Origin of the sequence: Pseudonocardia kujensis (assembly GCF_021283305.1) — a bacterium.
Classification (GTDB): domain Bacteria; phylum Actinomycetota; class Actinomycetes; order Mycobacteriales; family Pseudonocardiaceae; genus Pseudonocardia; species Pseudonocardia kujensis.
The window spans coordinates 1-16,849 of sequence record NZ_JAJSOK010000106.1; the positions used below are offsets into that span (position 1 = coordinate 1).

A 16,849-nucleotide genomic window follows, 5' to 3' on the forward strand; every position below is an offset into this window, starting at 1 on the left:
GAGTTCCACACCCTGGTCGCCGCGGCGGCGCAGAACCCCCTGATGAGCGCGATCAACACGCTGGCCTGCTCGTGGACCTCGGCGACCCGAGTCATGTCGCACGCGAGCCGCTACGCGCGAGAGGTGTACTATCTCGGCCACCGCGCGATCCTGATCGCGATCGCTGCCGGGGACGCCGACGAGGCCAGGGACGCCATGATCCGCCTCGCCGAGTTCGAGGCCGACTCGGCCATCCATTGCCACGCCACACCGAATGCTCGCGGACACTAGCGCCGAAAGACGCTGCGAGGCGATCACGGTGATCACCTGGGACGGCCTGCCCGTCAAGCTCGCCTGCCGCGTCCTCGCGGGCTCCGAGTTCGGACAGCTGGCGAAGGCCGGTCCCCCGTTCGGGCCGCGCCTTCGCCTGGACCGTCAGAGCCGCTCGAGGACGTTGACCACGTTCCAACGGTCTGAAGACAGCGAGCCGTAGCCGTAGTCGCAGAGCAGGCGCGGAAAGTCCCCCACGTACTGAGCCAGGTTCGGCTGCACCAGCTCCCGGAACCCCATCCAAGTCCGATCCTCCGGCTCGGACCACCTTGCCCCCAGCTCATCCTGCAGATATTGCTGGATCTGGTGCGTATGGTGCGTCGCGAAGCTGCGCAGCCCGCGGCGAAGACCATCGACGTCCACCGGCCACCACCGACCGTCGATGTCAGCAATACCGCGGCGCCCGATAAACACATGGTCGTGGAAGCGGTCGATGTCGCCAGGGTCGCCCACGTGGCTGTGCGAGACGACTGTCAGCGGCACCCGACCGGGTAGATACCGGCCCATCGGCGGGCGCCCCGGGATCTCGGTGTGCTCGCCGACCTTGAGCATTGCGTCGCTGGCAATGGCCCGAAGAGTAGCCCGCGTCGCGGCAGCATGAGCGGCTCGGGCAGCCGCAGCAAGTTCCGGACGATCTGCGTACCGCTCCGAGAAGGTGTGCAACAGCCCGAGCGTCACCGGCGTCTCGAAGTAGACCTCGAGCGCGCCCGAGGGCGGAGCCGTTTCGGCGGGGTCGAACAACGGCAGAAACCGCTCGCTCACAGAAGCCGCGGTCACCGTCATGATCCCCACCTCCCAGTACTCCACGTAGAGGGTACGACGAGGCGCTACCAATCTCGTACGCCACGTACAACAGCCCAGCGATATCGAGGCGAGGAAAGTTGTGTGGAACAAGTCCGCGCTGGCCCTGTTGTTCGACACCGACGCGAGCCTTACAGGTCTTTCCCCTTGATCGACCGAGCAGGTCGCCAAGGGAGACGACGTGCGGATGGGAGTCGATGAGGCATACCTTCCCGCAGGTCGGACCCGCCGGTAGCCTCGATGCCGGGTTCTGGGAATATTCAGCAACTCGGGGAGGCGGCATGGGATTCCGAGTCGCAGCGAAGACGATCGGTTGCGAGGGCGGGAACTGCCCGACGACCTACATCGACGAGGAGGGTTCGGTGATCGTGCAGGGCTACCGCACGTCCATCGCCGGGCGGCTCCGCTTCCCGATGGAACTGCTTGACCGGCACGCCCGTGCCGAGGGTCGGGACAGCTGGGGGCGGGCCCACGACCGTGACCGGGGACGGCTGAGTCCTCCTCGACGGCCATGAGATCGAGCTGGATGGGGTCAGGGTTCCCGCGAACGAGGGCCTCATCGAGCTCGAGCCGGTGATCGCATGATTACCCTCGCAGAGATGTACGGGACGTTCCGCCACAGCGCTTGGCGCTATGAGGGGCGCGACACCTACGCGGTGACCGGCGAGGAGGAGCGCATCACCACGTTCCTGCGAGGGGACCCACTGCCGCGCAAGACCCGTGACAACGCTGGATCGCCACCGTCGAGGACATCCGCGCCCGTAAGGCGCAGATTGGCCGCGTCCGCGTCGTCGGACATCCCCTCACCGAATACACCCGCTTCGAGTTCGCGGCCTACCCCGACAACGTGCGGGCCGGCGAGGACGTCCGGGTGATCGAGCGGGCCCTGCTGTCTGCAGAGTGGGACCGGGTGCCGGACTTCTGGCTGTTCGACGACGAGACCGTCTTCATCCAGCTCTTCGACCACGACGGCACGTTCCTCGGTGCCGAGCAGGTCGACGACGTCGCCCCGTTCCTCGAGATCCGCCGCATGCTGCAGGACCGCGCCGTCCCGCTGGCCCGATACGAACTCGGTGACATCCCGCGACAGCGGATGGACTCCCCCATCGGCCCTCCCCCACCGCTGCAGGTGCCTGCGGCGCAAGGCTGACGACCCCTGACTGGAGATGTGATTGAGCGGCCTGCTCGTCCGCGAGAAGCTCGGCGCCGGACTGCGCGGCGTACGGAGGGCCGCCGGTCTGACCGGCGCTGCGCTCGCCGCTGAGCTGGACATCTCGCAGGCCACCCTCAGCGGCTGGAGGCGGGCAAGCGCATCGCCGACACCGCCCTCATCGAGCGCTGGCTGACGGTCACCTCCGCCCCGGCCGACGTCGCCGCCGAGCTACGCCAGCTCGCCGGGCAGACCTCGGAACTGTCCTCCTGGCGCGATCTGCACGGCCGAGGTTGGGAGACCCACCAGCGCGACTACGCAGACCTGGAACACAGCGCCCAGGAGATCCTGGTGTCCCAGAACGCATGGATCCCCGGCCTCCTGCAGACCGCCGCCTACACCAGCTACCTACTTGACGCCGTCGTCGCGCTCGACCAGGACGCGATCGGGGCCGCGGTGCGCGGCAGGATCGAACGCCAGAAGGTGCTCTACCAGCGCGACACCCACCTGCACGTCGGGCTCACTGAGGCTGTCCTCCGGCACCGGATGGGTGGGGCGGTGATCATGGCCGAGCAGCTGCGCCGCCTCGCCGACCTCTCGCGCCTGCCGACCGTGGAGCTCGGCGTGATCCCGGCCGACACCGACATGCCCAGTCGCTACGGGGCGAGCTTCGACCTCTTCGAGCATCTCGACGGGCGCGACGACGATTCCATCGTCATCGTGGAGCTGGAGGCCGGCGAGGTGCGCGAGGGCGACCCGGAGCGGGTGCGCGCTTATCGCGTTCGTCGAAGGTCTCGCGCGAGGGCTCGAGGCTCAGATCTTCGATTAGCGCACGCAGCCTGGTGCTTTGCTCTGCGTGAATAACCTGGTCTGGTCTGGTGTTCCCCGGCCCGGGGCGAGCCCAAGGCGGCCCGCCGCGCTCTATGCTTCCCCGCGATCATTTCGCTGAACGAAATGGTGGGCTTCCGCTCGCGGTGGCCGGGTGTGAACCTCCTGCCATGAGTCCGACGACGCGGCGGGGCCGCCTACACCCGGTGTCGACCGACGACACCCTGGCCAACGGGAGGCGACGATGCACACCCGGCACGACCTTCAGACACGTCGTCGACGACCGGGAACACGTCGGCGACGCCCGGGTCGAGTCGGCCGATCACCACACCCTCCGGTTCGTGTCCGGCACCCGGCTCCGTGGCCCAGCTCCGCGAGCGTGTTGAACCGCGCAGTGCGCATTCCGGTGCCGGTAGGCCGGTTGCCCGGCCCGCCGAACGCCCCGGTCGGCCGGAGCGATCTGGTCCCCGTGACGAAGGGAGTTCCCTTATGTCCTTCGCGTACGAGGTTCGCTTCTTCGTCCTAGGATGAAGGCCTCCTCGCTCGGCGACCACACCGACTACTTCGCGGGCGACGTTCGACCCCCGTGCCGACTAGGCCGCGGTCCGCTACCCGGCGGGCTCGGAGGCCGAGGTCGAGGCCTACGGCGACGTATCAGTGCACCACCCGACCGACCGGCCCGCCCGTGCGTTCGCACGCCCCACCGTTACGTCTACAGCTACCGCCACGGCGATACCCGGCAGCCAGCGACGCACGCGGACGAGGCCGGGACCTTTCTGGACGAGCGGAGGCACCTCGTCCGCGACGCCCGCGAGATGGCCGCCTTGATCGGCCACTACCTCGTGAACTTCGCCGCCCACCCCGATCCAACAAGCCGGCGGCGCCGCCGACCTGCCCTTGTGGCCGGCCTCGACGAGCAGCACGAGCCGTACCAGCGGCTCGACCTCCCGATCTACTCGGAGAGCCACTGGCATTCCGGCCACCTGGCGTTCGTCGCGGACGCCCTCACCACTACATGAGGCTGCTCCGGCCGGACCGGCACCCTCGGACGAGAGCGAGGCTGACCATGCAGAACACTATCGTCCCGGCCGCCGGCGCTAGCGGCGCCCCGTCGACTCTGTTCATCGACGGAGACTGGCGGGCCGCCGGCTCCGGTGAGACATTCGCCAGCATCGACCCCGCGACCGGCGAGCATGTCGGCGACGTCAGCGCGGCGGACGCCGCGGACGTCACCGCCGCCGTGCGCTCCGCACGGGCCGCGTTCGACGAGCGACGCTGGACCCGGTTGCCCTACCCCCGCCGCGCCGAGATCATGTTCGACATCGCCGACCGCATCGACGCCGCGGCAGAGGAGCTGGCGGTAGCGGAGGTCCGGGAGAACGGGATGCCGCTGGCCGGAGCGCTGCGGACGATCCAGAACGGCGCGCAGGCGTTCCGGTACTACGGCGGCTGGGTCGGGAAGATCCGCGGCGAGACAGGTGAAGTGGCCCCGGGCGAGGCGTACCACGCGTTCACCGTCAAGGAGCCCGTCGGCGTCGCTGCCCTGATCGTGCCGTGGAACGGCCCGTTCATGCTGGCATGTCACAAGCTCGCCCCGGCGCTCGCGGCCGGATGCGCGATCGTGCTCAAGCCTGCGGAGGACACGTCGCTGAACACGGCCGCTCTGGTCCGGATCGCGGTCGAGGCGGGTGTGCCGCGCGGCGTGGTGAACATGGTGACCGGGCTCGGCACGGTCACCGGGCAGGCACTTGCCGACCACCCGGACGTCGACAAGATCAGCTTCACCGGGTCGACAGCGACCGGCCGAACCCTGGTCAGGGCCGCCGCAGGGAACTTCAAGCGACTGTCCCTGGAACTCGGCGGCAAGTCACCGGTCATCGTGATGGACGATGCGGACCTCGAGCTGGCGGTCCCCGGCGTTCTCACCGGGATCATGAGCAACTCGGGCCAGGCGTGCATCGCCGGATCACGGCTTTACGCCCAACGCGGCATCTACGACCGGTTGGTCGACGCCGTTTCCGAGGCCGCGTCGAAGCTGGTCGTCGGCAACGGCATGGCCGAGGGCACCCAGATGGGGCCAGTCATCTCCCGGCGTCAGCTCGACCGGGTGCTCGGCTACATCGACAGTGGTGTGGCCGAGGGGGCCCGGGTCACCACGGGCGGCTCCCGCGTCGGGGACACCGGGTTCTTCGTGGAACCCACCGTGCTCGCCGACGTCCCCGCGGGCGCGAAGGTCGTGCGCGAGGAGATCTTCGGCCCGGTCCTGTCGGCCATGCCGTTCGACGACCTCGACTGGGCGATCGCGCAGGCCAACGATTCCCCCTACGGCCTCGGCGGGTCTGTATACACACGCTCGCTGGCGACCGCGCACACCGTCGCACGGGCGGTACGTGCCGGCACCTTCTGGATCAACACCGGCCGTCCGCAGGACTTCACGATGCCCTTCGGTGGCTACAAGGAGTCCGGATGGGGCCGCGAGGGCGGTCTGCAGGGCGTCGAGGCCTATCTGGAGACGAAATCCGTGATCGCCCGCCTGTACTGAACGCGGCACGATCGCACGGGCCCGGCCCCACCAACCGAGAGGCGGCAACGACGATGCCGACATCGAAAAAGGCCGCGCTCGCGTCCGCGCTGTGCTCTGCCACGGGCCTGCGCGAGCAGCTGAGCGGCACCGCGTACGTTCCGCAGGACCCCGGCTACGCCGCGGCCCGGCGCGGCGCGGGGACCACCCCGGTCGGCGACGACCGCCGCCCGGCCGTCGTTGTGCTACCGGAGAGCACCGACGACATCGCACGGACCCTGGAGTTCGCGCTGACCTCGGGCCTGGAGGTGTCCGTGCGCTCCGGTGGACACGACGTTCTCGGCGCGTCCAGCCCGTCGTCGGGGGTGCTGCTGGATCTGTCGATGCTGAGCGCGGTCCGGGTCGATCCTGCGACCGGCATCGCCCGGGCCGGAGCCGGGGCCCGCTCCGGGGCGCTGGTGTCCGCGGCCGCATCCTCCGGCCGGGCGCCCGTGCTGGGCATGAACCCGGGCGTCGGTCTCGGCGGGATCACCCTGGGTGGGGGGATCGGCTGGCTGTGCGGCTCGCACGGCGCGACCGTCGACACGGTACTCGCCGTCGACGTGGTCACCGCGCACGGGCGGTTCGTGCGCGCCGACGCCGAGCACGAGCCGGAGCTGTTCTGGGCGCTCCGCGGCGGCGGCGGCAACTTCGGCGTGGTCACCGGGTTCACCTTCGCGCTGCCGGCCCTCGACCCCATCGTCGCCGGGATGGTGGTGTATCGGACCGAGCCGGGACCGTTCCTGCGGTTCCTCGACGAGCTCCTCGCCGACAGCCCGGACGAACTCGACGTCGCCGCCGCGATCTGGGCGTCCCCCGAGCCGGCCGCATTCCTGCGGATGTGCTGGTCGGGTGATGCGGCTGGCGCGGACACGATGGTCCGGCGGATCCGGGGCTTCAGCCCGCCGGTGTTCGACGACGTCCGCACCCAGACCTACGCGGAGTTCATCAACCAGACGCCCAACCGACACTTCGACACCATGTTCTGGCGGGGTGGCGAGCTCGCCGCACTCGGGGACGCCGTCACCGACACCCTCACCGACCTCGTCGACCGGCGAATGCCGCAGGACTGCACGATCTACCTGCTGCACTACATGCACGGCGCGTTGTGCCGGGTGCCCGACGGCAGCACACCGCTGACTCGCACACCCGGGCATCTGCTCTACAGCGCGATCGCGTCCTGGGCCGGGCCGCACCCGGTGCACGGCGCGACGGACTGGGTGCACCGGGCCGCCGCGGCCATCGAGCCGGTCAGCAACCCGGCGACCTACGTCAACTACCTCAGCCGCGACGACGACGAGGCGGTCCGCGTGGCGTTCGGCCCGCACTACGACCGGCTGCGGGCAGTTAAACGCGCCTACGACCCCGACAACGTCTTCCGCAACAACCGCAACATCCGCCCGTGAGGACCTGGGCCGATCAGGTCCGGCGCGCCCTCGGCGGATCACCGGCGCGCAGCGCCCGGTACTGCCCGGGCCCCGCCGGGGCGAGCCGGGCCGCGTCGGGTCGGTGCGCCGGCCGCCCGGCCGGGGCGGTCCCGCAGCGGCTCGGCCACCCGGGCGATGCATGCCGAGCGCCTGGAGTGGGCGGGCGGGCCATGCAATCTGCCGCCGCGTCGCGCAGACCGACGCCGCCCGGGGCCCGGTGTGGCCGGCCAGGCGACGTAGCAGGCCCGCCGGAGCCGGTGGAGTCCTCCCGCCCGGTTGTTGCCTTCCACAGCGCAGCGAGGCGAACGTAGCGGTCGGGCACATTGGCTCCCGGCAACGGCGAACCTACGGTGGCTGTGGGTCTCCGGATGAGGGGAGGGACAGTCATGGACAGCACCAGCACTCCCGCGTTCGAGCACATACGCGTCGAGGGAACGGGCTGGGCCCATCTGGAATTCGAGATGGCGCGGGTGGCCGACCTGGAGGCTGAGCTCGCCTCGCTGCGCGAAATGGTGGCCGGCCTCCAACGGACCGTGGCGCACCTGCGCTGCTCCAGCGCCGCGCTGCCGGCGGCGCTGCAGCCGGTCGTCGCCCGCGCGATGGTGGAAGCCGGACACAGCGAAGGCCCGAGTCGCTGACCGGCGCCGTCAGATCGCGGCGAGCAGCCGGACCGTTGTGACCGGGTCGGTGGTCGGGATGAGGAACAGGCCTTCGGTGAAGTACCTGACCTGCGTCGCCAGCTCGACCGCCAGGTCGAGACCCGCCGTGGACCCGGCCGAGCCCGCTCGCTCCAGCGCCGCTCGCACGGTCGCCGGAATGTGGACGTCGGGCACCTCGTGCGCCAGGTACTCCGCCTCCTCGAATCCCGCGAGGGGGCGCAACGCGGCGAGAACGGGCGGTCGCTCGTCGCCGATCAGGTCGAGCAGTCGCTGCAGCCCGTCGACCTCGTACACCGGTCGCGTGATCAGGAAGTGTGCTCCGGCCGCGATCTTCGCCCGTGCCCGGGCCGCTTCCAGATCGACGTCATGGTGGCCCGGGTTGATCCGTGCCCCGATCTCGAACGCCGTCTTCGTCGGGAGGGACAGACCGTAGGAGTCCCGGCCGTTGTTCAGCCCGACCAGTAGTTCGATGAGTCCGACGGAATCGACGTCCCAGATCCCGTCCACGTGGGGATAGTCGCCCAGGAGCGGGGGGCTGCCGGTCTCGGAGATCACCCGCCGGAGTCCGAGGGCGTGTGCCCCGAGCAGGTCGGCCTGCAACGCCATGATGGTGCGGTCCCATGTGGTGACCGTCGCCATCGTCTCGATGCCGAGTCGCTGTGTGAGGTGGACGGCGAGGTTGATCGGATCCATCTGGGCGCGGAGGCCGGTGCCCGCGGCGACGGACACCATCTCGATGCCGGACTGGGCCAGTTGGCGGGCGAGGTCCTCGGACTCGTCGACACCGCCCGCGAGCTCCGGGCTCAGCTCGACCACGACGGGCGACGTCGAGTCGGCCAACGGTACGCGGCCGCGCCGCATGGTCGTGAGGGTGACAGAGGGCGAGGCGTGCACGGCGCGCGCCCGCGAGGCGGCCCGCTCACGATGTTCCTTGACGACCTCGACGACCGCGCCGAGCTGGCTCGGGGTGGTCCCGCAGCAACCACCGACGAGGGACACACCCAGCTCGAGCAGCTGGCCGACGTAGCGCACGAAGTACGCGGAGTCGATGTCGTACTCGAACCGTGCGGGTCCGACGCGTCGAGGGAGCCCGGCGTTGGGCTGGCCGGTCAGGATGAGATCGGTGTGCTCCCGCATCCCGCGGACGACGCTGAGCAGGCCCTGGGGCCCGAGCGTGCAGTTCGTCCCCACTGCGGCGATTGGCATTCCACTCAGGGCCTCCGTCATCTCTTGTGGCGAGTGGCCGCTGAGCATCCGATGGTCGTGGCCGAAGGTGGCCTGCGCGATGATGGGCACGTCGGTCCGCACCGCCAGGTCGACCGCTTCGACGAGCTCGTCGAGGTAGCCGAAGGTCTCGAGGATGATGAGGTCGACGTCGGCCTCGACGAGCGCAGTGATCTGTTCGTCCAACGCAGCGAGCCGGTCGCTGCTGCTCGTGCGTCTGCGCTGCTGGACGCTGACCGCCGGGGACACGGATCCGGCGACCAGCACTGGCCGTCCGCACTGCGCCGCATCCCGGGCCAGCTGGACTGCTCTGCGATTGATCTCCGGCGTTAGCTCGGCGAGCCCGTACTCGTCCAGGCGCAGGCGGCTCGCGCCGAAGGTGTTGGTCTGGATCATGTCGACGCCCGCATCGACGTAGCTGGTGTGGACCGCACGGACAAGATCGGGGTCCGATAGCGACAGGGCGGGCAGCGACTGGTCGAGCGCGTTGCCGGCCGCGTGCAACATCGTCCCCATCGCACCGTCACAGACCAAGACATCCGTCGTCAGCCGTGCCCGGACGTCGCGCTCGGCCCGGCCCTTCATCGTCGACTCCTCAGCACCTCGAGTATCTGCACCGCGACCTCGGCCATCAGCCTGTCCCGATGTACATCGAGCCGGAGCAGGGTGATCTCCTCGACCCGGCGGATGCGGTAGCTCACGGTGTTCGGATGGACGTGCAGTCGCTGCGCAGCCTTGCTCGGGCTGCTGTTCTCCGCGAAGTAGACGGCAAGAGTCGGGAGGTACTGCATACCGGTCGCGGCGTCCTCCTCGAGAAGCTTGCCGACAACCTCCTCGCCGAATGCCCGGAGTTCGCCGACGTCTTGAATCCGAAGGAGGAGCCGGTGGATGCCGAGCTCGGCGAACAGCTGGACCTGTCCCGGAGTACCGATCCGCTCGCCCGCTGCCACGGCGCGTTGCGCTTCGGAGTACGACCGCGCGATGTCTGCCGGGCTGCGACAGTTGTTGCCGACGCCGACGCCGACGGCGCCCACGGCCACGGCTCGCTGCTGCAGCTCTGCCACGCACCGGATCGCGACGTCGGCGGCCCGCTCGACCGCGCCGGCTCCTCCCACAGACGGGATGATCGCGACGACTTCGTCGGTCCGGGAGGCGACGATCGCATCCCCCACGAGCCGGGCGAGGAGCTTCTCCACAACCGCGTGCTGGCCCGCCGAGCCGTCCTCGCTCAGCGCGATGGCGACGACGGCATGGTCACGACTCTCGTCGTAGCCGAGATGCTGTGCCGATCGGGACGCCTCGCCGTCGTCGTGGCCACGGGCGAGTAGCAGCCCCTCCACGAGCTCGCGGCGCGCCCGGCCGGCTGCCGCTGTGACGACGAGATCTCGCCCGAGGAGCACGCCACAGAGCATTGCGGCATGCTCGCCGGCGAGCAGCATCATGTCCTCGCCGAGACGGTCGTCATCGCTGATGGCGACGAGGTAGCCGGCGATGTCGTCGCCGACCGACACGGGTGCGACGACGACCGACGTGCCCCGGTCACCACCGGGAACGGTGAGCGCTCGGCGGTTGTGCGCGACGGCCGCCAGCATGCTGCTGAAGCCCGCCGGTCCCGCACGTTCACGCATCGCGGTGAAGACCGCCGCCGGATCCGTGCCGCCAGCGGAGGCAAAGATGTCCAGGCTGCGGTCGAGCACGGCGATCACCGAAGCGGTCTGCGTAGCCAGTAACTGCACGACATCGCCGATCTCGGTCTGTTGTGCCGCCGCGGCCGAAAGGTGGCTGCACCTCGCGACGAGTTTTCTCAGCCTTCTGACTTCGTCGGCGGTGATTTCCTGGGCAATTCGTCTGCGGGCGTGGACCGTCGCCACCTCACTCGCGCGAGAATCGGCGGCGACCATGTCTCGACCGTAGAGTCGCACGCCGGCGTGGGCAACGATTTCCCGCGGGCCGCGGTCCACGTTATGGAAGGACACAAGCGGCGACGCGGCACCATTGTGGTCCGCGACATCCGGCCCGGCCCGATCGGCCGGGATGGCTCCGTCGACGACCGCGCCCGCGCCGGGGGTCGACGAGAAGTGGCCCTGACCGGGCCCCGCCGCGGTCGAGCGGGTGGCGTCCGAAACAGGGTGGAGACGGGCAGCTCGGGCTGTGGCCGCGAGATGCGCCGGCATCGTGGCAACAGGGGCCGCTCGCATCCCGGGGCCGTCGGCTCGGTCGTTGTCGAGGGTAACAATCGAAGGCCGGTCGGGTTGGGCCACGAGCCGATGACAGGGGTCGAGAGCCTTGGCATGCTATTGGCGAACGACCGGAACCCTTCTCCGCAGCACCCTTACAACGTCGAGGTGAAAGCCCATGTCGAGGACTCGTGCTCCACTGATTTCCTCTCGACCGCTGCCATTCTCGCCGAAGATCGGGGCTCGGGCGGCCTATCGTGCGCACTCCGCCATGGCGCGGACCCGCTTCTATGCGAGGCTGGCACGCTTCGTGGAAGGTCGTCCGGGGCTGTACCGGTGGTTCACCACCGCAGAGCGAATGAGCAAGGAGTCCTTGTTCGGGTGCAGGATGTGCGGCCAGTGCGCCATGCCGGCAACCGGCTACGCCTGTCCCATGACCTGCCCGAAACAGCTGCGCAACGGTCCGTGCGGCGGAGTGGGCAGCGACGGGGCCTGTGAGGTGTACCCCACGTTGCGGTGCATCTGGGTCATGGCCGACGAACGTTCCACGGGTGCGGGCCACCGACGCGACCTCGATCTGCTGCAGCGGCCGGTCGACCATCGCGAACAGGGGCGCAGCTCCTGGGTGAACTACTGGCAGGGCCGCGACGAAGCACTGTGGACCGATGCGACGACACCGGGGCCCGGACCGCTGCTGCACCGCGATCTCGGACTGGTCCCGCGATGACCGTCGAGGCTCCGGGGCGGTTGCGGCACGCGCTGCAGGCCGGCCGGTTCGTGGTCACTGCAGAGCTCGGCCCCCCGCGCGGGGCCGATGCCGGCGCCGTCGAGCGCAAGGCCGCTCAGCTGCGGGGCTGGGTGGACGCGGTGAACCTGACCGACAACCAGGGCGCCAACGTGCGGATGGCCAGCATCGGCGCGTGCGTGCTCGCCCAGCGGGCCGGGCTGGAACCGGTGATGCAGCTGACGTGCCGGGACAGGAACCGGATCGCACTGCAGTCGGACCTGCTGGCCGCAGGTGCGCTCGAGATCCCCAACGTCCTGCTCCTCACCGGCGACCACCCCCATCTCGGCGACCATCCCGAGGCGAAGCCGGTGTTCGATCTCGACGGCGTGCAAGCGACCTGGCTGGCGCGCACGCTGCGCGACGACGGGGTCCTGATGTCCGGCCAGGACATCGCCGTGCGACCGTCCTGGCTCATCGGCTCGGTGGAGAACCCGTTCGCCCCGCCGATCTCTCTGCGGGGGCGGAGGCTGGCCAAGAAGGTCGCGGCGGGTGCGGACTTCGTGCAGACGCAGTACGTCTTCGACGTCCGCGTCTTCCGGCGCTGGCTGGGGGACCTGGCCGATCTCGGCATCCTGGAGCGGTGTGCAGTGATCGCCGGCGTGGGCCCGATCCGCTCGCTGCAGATGCTGGAGATCCTGCGCTCCCGTGTGCCGGGAGTCGCGGTGCCCGAGGACGTGGTGCGGCGGCTGCGCGGCGTGCCCGCCGACCGGGTCGCCGAGGAGGGCGTGCGGCTGTGCGTCGAGACGGTGCAGGAGCTGCGCGCGACCGCCGGTGTGGCCGGTGTACACCTGATGGCGTTCGGGTTCGAGCACGGCATCCCCGAGATCCTCGAGCGCGCCGGGATCTCCCCCCACCGGAGCGCTCCCGCAGCCGTCGGAGGAACGCCGCTTGCCACGTCCGTCGTCTCACTGGAGGGCGATCGCCATGCTCGTTGACTTCCGACCGCATTCTCGGCTGCGTGGCAAAGTACCGGTGGACGTCGGTGCCTGTGTCGTCCCGGTCATCGAGGCGCTGGCCGAGAGCGACGCCGACCTGTCCAGGGTGCGGGTGGTCTGCGACTGGGTGCAGTACCGGGGCAACTTCCGCGACGTCGTCGACGTCCGGCCGATCCTGCACTCCGCCGGGCAACCGTCCGGTCCGGTGCCGTTGGGGGTCCGCGATGACGACTTGGAGGTCGCCGTCGATGTCCGGCGCAGCGGCGACGTCGAGCTCAAGGAGCTGGCCGCGGCCGCGCTCGGCGGAGCCCCGGAGCGGGTGACGCTCGAGGACTGGGGCCCCGGCACCCGCAGCTGCATCTGGGACTTCAACACCCTGTACTGGACGGCGCTGGACCTCTGGGAGAAGGCCACCGGCCGCGGCTATGAACAGGCGTTGCCCGGCGGGGAGAGTGACGCCCGCAACCGCGACGCCGCCGGCGAACTCATCGACGACCTCTTCGCCTCGTGGGACCGGCTCGCCGCACTGGGCGCATTGCCCGACGAACTCTACGTGGTGGAGATCGGGGTGGGCAACGGCAGTCAGGCCAAGGTGTTCCTGGACGAGTTCCGGGATCGTGACATGGCGCACGGTCGCGGCTACTACGGCCGCCTGCATTACCTGATGTGTGACTACTCCGCCCATGTCCTGGACCTGGCCCGGGAGACCGTGGCCGACCACATCGAGCGAGTCAGCTCGTTCGCGCTCGACGCGACGCACCCCCGCACGGCCCTGGCATTCCTGCAGTACAAGGTCTTCCTGGTCTACATCTCCAACGTCTACGACAACCTGCCGACCGACGAGGTCGCACACCTCGGCGGTCGCACCTACCGGGTGGAGACCCGGGCCTATCTGCCGGCCGACACCGCGGCCGAGCTTGCCGAGTCGGTCTCCGCGTCGACCCTGGAGCTGCCCGCGTTGGTGCACAAGCTGTTGCGGCTGGGCCCGACGCTGCTGGCCGAGGCCGCGCCAGGGCGCTTCCCCGACGTCGACGCCGCGGTGGAGTTCTGGCGTCGGATCTGGGCGGCGCTGCGCATCGAGGAACGCTATGTCCCGCTCGCGGGCCTGGACACCTATCGGCTGGCGCCCCCGCGCAACGGGGTGCCGGCATTGACCGGTGAGCTGCTGCGGCCGCTCCTGGAGTCGGGTGCAGATGTCCGGATGCACGTGAACAACGGGGCGCTCGCGAGCTTCGTCGACAGCCTGATGCTGTTGCACCCGTTCGGGAAGTTGGTCTGCCACGACCTGTTCGTCACCGAGATCGACGGCTGCCGCACTAGGTTCCGGGGTCCCGGCAAGTACGAGGGCTCGGTGGTGAACTGGATCAACGGTCCGCTGCTGGCCCACGTGGGGCGTCGTCGGGGCTTCGACGTGCAGTACGAGAAGTTCCGGCATCGGACCGGTGGGAACGTCGTGACGATGACCGCGCAAGCGAGGGACTGAGATGGCGAGAACACTGCCGCTGCTGCCGACCGCGGTCGTCGGTTCCTACCCGGTGCCCGAGTGGATGGAGCGGTTGAAGACCGACTTCTTCCGCGGGCGGATGAGCGCCGCCCAACTGCGTGACGTGCACGAGATGGCCATCAAGGCGGCACTGCACGACCAGGTCCTGGCCGGCATCGACATCCTTTCCGACGGCGAGCTGCGCCGCGACAACGACATCGACTACTTCCTGGCGCAGATCCCCGGGGTCACGATCGCCGAGACCGCGAAGGACTTCTACTTCGACTACTACGACGCCCGACTGACCGCCGCTTTGGCGGCGCCGGACGGCGCGCAGCTCGGACTGGCGGACGACTACGCGTTCACCGCGTCGCAGACCGACCGACCGATCAAGTTCTCCTTCACCGGGCCGTTCTCGCTGTCGCGGCGGCTGCGCAACGAGGCCTACCGCGATGGCCGCGAGCTGGTCCTGGCGATCGCCCGGATCCTCAACGCCGAGGCGCACGCACTTGCCGAGCGCGGAGCCGTCCTGCTACAGATCGACGAGCCGTTCCTCGCCGGCTACCCGCACGACGTCGCCACGGCCGTCGAGGCGATCAACGTCGTCATCGACGGAGTGCCGGTCAGCTGGGGGCTACACGTCTGCTACGGCAACCGCTACGCCCGCCCGTCCTGGGAGACCCACTACGACTTCCTCTTCCCTGCCGTGCTCGACGCGCGGATCGACCATCTAGTGCTGGAGTTCGCCCGCAAGGGCTACGACGATCTGCCGGTCATCGAGAAGCACGGATGGAACCGCGGTCTCGGCGTGGGCGTGGTCGATGTCAAGAGTGATCAGGTCGAGAGCGCCGACCTGATCGCCACCCGAATCCGCCGTGCGCTCGAGTTCGTGCCGGCCGACCGACTGGTGATCAATCCCGACTGCGGGTTGCGCAACCTGACCGGAGCGGTCGCGCAGGCCAAGCTGACCGCGATGGTTACCGGAGCCGCGATGGTCCGGCAGTCCCTCGTCCACGCCGACACCGAGCCATCCATTCGCCCCACCGAGACCCCGGCACCGTCCGCCCAAGGAGAGCCCCGATGACCCGTTCCGGTCCCCATGAGTTCCTGTTCACCTCCGAATCGGTGACCGAGGGTCATCCCGACAAGATCGCCGACGCGATCTCGGACGCCGTGCTCGACGCGGCCCTCACCGCCGATCCCTACTCCCGGGTGGCGTGCGAAACGCTGGTCACCACCGGCATGGTCGTGCTGGCCGGGGAGATCACGACGCCGCATCACCTGGACTACACCCAGATCGTGCGCGACACCGTCAACCGGATCGGCTACGACGACGGCGCCTACGGCTTCGACGGGCACAGCTGCGCGGTGCTCGTAGCGCTCGACAAGCAGTCTCCGGACATTGCGCAGGGCGTCGACGAGGCCCACGAGCACCGCGACTGCCGATCCGACGACGAGTTCGACCGTGCGGGCGCCGGCGACCAGGGGATGATGTTCGGCTACGCGACCGACGAGACCCCCGAACTGATGCCGATGCCGATCGCGCTGGCGCATCGGCTCGCACGCCGGCTCGCCGCGGTGCGCAAGGACTCGACCTTGAGCTATTTACGTCCGGACGGCAAGACCCAGGTGTCGGTGCGTTACGTCGACAGCGTCCCGGTCGCGGTGGAGCGGGTGCTGATCTCGACCCAGCACGCCGAGGGCGCGACGACCGAGCAGATCCGTGACGACCTGTGGAACCACGTCGTCACCACCGAGCTGCCGGCCGAGCTCTACGACGCCGACGCGCTGCGGGCCGACCTGCTGGTCAACCCGACCGGTCGCTTCGTCATCGGTGGCCCGGTCGGCGACGCGGGCCTCACCGGCCGCAAGATCATCATCGATACCTATGGGGGCTTCGCACGCCACGGCGGTGGCGCCTTCTCCGGCAAGGACCCGTCGAAGGTGGACCGGTCGGCGGCCTACGCGGCCCGCTACGTCGCGAAGAACGTCGTCGCGGCCGGGCTGGCCCGTCGGGCGGAGGTCCAAGTCGCCTATGCCATCGGGGTGGCCCGCCCGGTCTCCGTCATGGTCGAGACGTTCGGCACCGAACGCGTCGACCGTCGACTGATCGAGAAGCTGGTCGCCGAGCACTTCGACCTTCGCCCGGCCGCCTTGCGCAGGCAGCTGTACCTCCACCGGCCGATCTACGCGCCCACCTCGGCGTACGGCCACTTCGGACGGACCGACGTCGATCTGCCCTGGGAGCGCACCAACCGGGCCACGGCCCTGCGCGAGGCGGCGGCCCTCGGTGCGGACGCCGCCCCCGCCTCGGCCTGAGAGGAACGATGATGACAGTCCTCGACACACCCTCTCCCGCATTCCATCAGGAGCGCAACGGCGTCGACTTCGCCGTCGCCGACCTGGGCCTGCACGAGTTCGGCCGCAAGGAGATCCGGCTCGCCGAGAACGAGATGCCGGGTCTGATGGCGCTGCGCCGCGAGTACGCCGAGGCCAAGCCGCTGCACGG

The 16,849-nt window shown here is 69.6% G+C and carries 19 protein-coding genes; 16 read left to right on the forward strand and 3 right to left on the reverse strand.

What is annotated here, in order from left to right; translation table 11 throughout:
- The coding region (locus LWC35_RS36995; protein ID WP_232875169.1) for an FCD domain-containing protein at nt 1–270 on the forward strand (270 nt) is incomplete at its 5' end.
- A gap of 144 nt (nt 271–414) precedes the next feature.
- Here the strand turns inward: LWC35_RS36995 and LWC35_RS37000 are convergent.
- Nucleotides 415–1,092: a hypothetical protein gene (locus LWC35_RS37000; RefSeq protein ID WP_232875170.1), complete on the reverse strand. Its 678-nt coding sequence runs from the start codon at nt 1,090–1,092 to the stop codon at nt 415–417.
- Between the two features lie 299 nt (nt 1,093–1,391).
- Between LWC35_RS37000 and LWC35_RS37005 the strand changes: the two genes are divergently transcribed.
- The 9 genes from LWC35_RS37005 to LWC35_RS37035 all read left to right on the forward strand — a co-directional run bounded on the left by LWC35_RS37005 (nt 1,392) and on the right by LWC35_RS37035 (nt 7,713).
- Nucleotides 1,392–1,625 carry a hypothetical protein gene (locus tag LWC35_RS37005; RefSeq protein WP_232875171.1) on the forward strand — a complete coding sequence of 78 codons (234 nt, stop codon included), beginning with the start codon at nt 1,392–1,394 and terminating at the stop codon, nt 1,623–1,625.
- A gap of 84 nt (nt 1,626–1,709) precedes the next feature.
- A complete protein-coding gene (locus LWC35_RS41185) occupies nt 1,710–1,985 on the forward strand; it encodes a DUF6879 family protein (protein WP_372463166.1) in 276 nt (91 codons plus the stop codon).
- Nucleotides 1,883–2,260: a DUF6879 family protein gene (locus LWC35_RS37010; RefSeq protein ID WP_372463168.1), complete on the forward strand. Its 378-nt coding sequence runs from the start codon at nt 1,883–1,885 to the stop codon at nt 2,258–2,260. The genes LWC35_RS41185 and LWC35_RS37010 overlap by 103 nt, the downstream gene beginning before the upstream one ends.
- A gap of 22 nt (nt 2,261–2,282) precedes the next feature.
- Nucleotides 2,283–2,456, forward strand: a complete 174-nt coding sequence (locus LWC35_RS41190) for a helix-turn-helix domain-containing protein (RefSeq protein ID WP_372463167.1) — start codon at nt 2,283–2,285, stop codon at nt 2,454–2,456.
- A gap of 83 nt (nt 2,457–2,539) precedes the next feature.
- Nucleotides 2,540–3,124: a DUF5753 domain-containing protein gene (locus LWC35_RS37015; RefSeq protein ID WP_269805446.1), complete on the forward strand. Its 585-nt coding sequence runs from the start codon at nt 2,540–2,542 to the stop codon at nt 3,122–3,124.
- A gap of 779 nt (nt 3,125–3,903) precedes the next feature.
- Nucleotides 3,904–4,107 (forward strand): hypothetical protein, encoded by a 204-nt coding sequence (locus LWC35_RS37020; RefSeq protein WP_232875174.1) that lies wholly within the window; start codon nt 3,904–3,906, stop codon nt 4,105–4,107.
- Nucleotides 4,108–4,154: 47 nt separating this feature from the next.
- Nucleotides 4,155–5,630, forward strand: coding sequence for an aldehyde dehydrogenase family protein (locus tag LWC35_RS37025; protein ID WP_232875175.1), 1,476 nt, complete (start codon nt 4,155–4,157; stop codon nt 5,628–5,630).
- Between the two features lie 53 nt (nt 5,631–5,683).
- Nucleotides 5,684–7,054, forward strand: coding sequence for an FAD-binding oxidoreductase (locus tag LWC35_RS37030; protein ID WP_232875176.1), 1,371 nt, complete (start codon nt 5,684–5,686; stop codon nt 7,052–7,054).
- 407 nt (nt 7,055–7,461) lie between these two features.
- Nucleotides 7,462–7,713 (forward strand): hypothetical protein, encoded by a 252-nt coding sequence (locus LWC35_RS37035; protein ID WP_232875177.1) that lies wholly within the window; start codon nt 7,462–7,464, stop codon nt 7,711–7,713.
- Nucleotides 7,714–7,722: 9 nt separating this feature from the next.
- On the opposite strand, the gene LWC35_RS37040 is transcribed toward LWC35_RS37035, so the two are convergent.
- Nucleotides 7,723–9,543: a bifunctional homocysteine S-methyltransferase/methylenetetrahydrofolate reductase gene (locus tag LWC35_RS37040; protein WP_232875178.1), complete on the reverse strand. Its 1,821-nt coding sequence runs from the start codon at nt 9,541–9,543 to the stop codon at nt 7,723–7,725.
- Nucleotides 9,540–10,859, reverse strand: coding sequence for a PucR family transcriptional regulator (locus tag LWC35_RS37045; protein ID WP_232875179.1), 1,320 nt, complete (start codon nt 10,857–10,859; stop codon nt 9,540–9,542). Before LWC35_RS37045 ends, LWC35_RS37040 begins: the two co-directional genes overlap by 4 nt.
- Before the next feature lie 547 nt (nt 10,860–11,406).
- Here LWC35_RS37045 and LWC35_RS37050 point away from each other — a divergent pair.
- The 6 genes from LWC35_RS37050 to LWC35_RS37075 all read left to right on the forward strand — a co-directional run.
- Complete coding sequence (locus tag LWC35_RS37050; RefSeq protein ID WP_232875180.1) at nt 11,407–11,862, forward strand: methylenetetrahydrofolate reductase C-terminal domain-containing protein; 456 nt, start codon at nt 11,407–11,409, stop codon at nt 11,860–11,862.
- Complete coding sequence (locus LWC35_RS37055; protein ID WP_232875181.1) at nt 11,859–12,857, forward strand: methylenetetrahydrofolate reductase; 999 nt, start codon at nt 11,859–11,861, stop codon at nt 12,855–12,857. Before LWC35_RS37050 ends, LWC35_RS37055 begins: the two co-directional genes overlap by 4 nt.
- On the forward strand, nt 12,847–14,340 hold the full coding sequence (locus LWC35_RS37060) for a hypothetical protein (protein ID WP_232875182.1): 1,494 nt from the start codon (nt 12,847–12,849) through the stop codon (nt 14,338–14,340). The genes LWC35_RS37055 and LWC35_RS37060 overlap by 11 nt, the downstream gene beginning before the upstream one ends.
- A gap of 1 nt (nt 14,341) precedes the next feature.
- Nucleotides 14,342–15,424: a uroporphyrinogen decarboxylase/cobalamine-independent methonine synthase family protein gene (locus LWC35_RS37065; protein ID WP_232875183.1), complete on the forward strand. Its 1,083-nt coding sequence runs from the start codon at nt 14,342–14,344 to the stop codon at nt 15,422–15,424.
- Nucleotides 15,421–16,659 carry a methionine adenosyltransferase gene (metK, locus tag LWC35_RS37070; protein ID WP_232875184.1) on the forward strand — a complete coding sequence of 413 codons (1,239 nt, stop codon included), beginning with the start codon at nt 15,421–15,423 and terminating at the stop codon, nt 16,657–16,659. Before LWC35_RS37065 ends, metK begins: the two co-directional genes overlap by 4 nt.
- An 11-nt stretch (nt 16,660–16,670) precedes the next feature.
- Nucleotides 16,671–16,849: adenosylhomocysteinase (locus LWC35_RS37075; RefSeq protein ID WP_232875185.1), on the forward strand; the 179-nt coding region annotated here is incomplete at its 3' end.

Bases quoted from the DNA above. Each gene is read 5' to 3' on its own strand.
- LWC35_RS37065 (WP_232875183.1), top strand. From the start codon at position 14,342: ATGGCGAGAACACTGCCGCTGCTGCCGACCGCGGTCGTCGGTTCCTAC.
- LWC35_RS37035 (WP_232875177.1), top strand. From the start codon at position 7,462: ATGGACAGCACCAGCACTCCCGCGTTCGAGCACATACGCGTCGAGGGA.
- LWC35_RS37020 (WP_232875174.1), top strand. From the start codon at position 3,904: ATGGCCGCCTTGATCGGCCACTACCTCGTGAACTTCGCCGCCCACCCC.
- LWC35_RS37030 (WP_232875176.1), top strand. From the start codon at position 5,684: ATGCCGACATCGAAAAAGGCCGCGCTCGCGTCCGCGCTGTGCTCTGCC.
- LWC35_RS37060 (WP_232875182.1), top strand. From the start codon at position 12,847: ATGCTCGTTGACTTCCGACCGCATTCTCGGCTGCGTGGCAAAGTACCG.
- LWC35_RS37040 (WP_232875178.1), bottom strand. From the start codon at position 9,543: ATGAAGGGCCGGGCCGAGCGCGACGTCCGGGCACGGCTGACGACGGAT.
- metK (WP_232875184.1), top strand. From the start codon at position 15,421: ATGACCCGTTCCGGTCCCCATGAGTTCCTGTTCACCTCCGAATCGGTG.
- LWC35_RS37045 (WP_232875179.1), bottom strand. From the start codon at position 10,859: ATGGTCGCCGCCGATTCTCGCGCGAGTGAGGTGGCGACGGTCCACGCC.
- LWC35_RS37000 (WP_232875170.1), bottom strand. From the start codon at position 1,092: ATGACGGTGACCGCGGCTTCTGTGAGCGAGCGGTTTCTGCCGTTGTTC.
- LWC35_RS37005 (WP_232875171.1), top strand. From the start codon at position 1,392: ATGGGATTCCGAGTCGCAGCGAAGACGATCGGTTGCGAGGGCGGGAAC.
- LWC35_RS37025 (WP_232875175.1), top strand. From the start codon at position 4,155: ATGCAGAACACTATCGTCCCGGCCGCCGGCGCTAGCGGCGCCCCGTCG.
- LWC35_RS37050 (WP_232875180.1), top strand. From the start codon at position 11,407: ATGGCGCGGACCCGCTTCTATGCGAGGCTGGCACGCTTCGTGGAAGGT.
- LWC35_RS37055 (WP_232875181.1), top strand. From the start codon at position 11,859: ATGACCGTCGAGGCTCCGGGGCGGTTGCGGCACGCGCTGCAGGCCGGC.
- LWC35_RS41185 (WP_372463166.1), top strand. From the start codon at position 1,710: ATGTACGGGACGTTCCGCCACAGCGCTTGGCGCTATGAGGGGCGCGAC.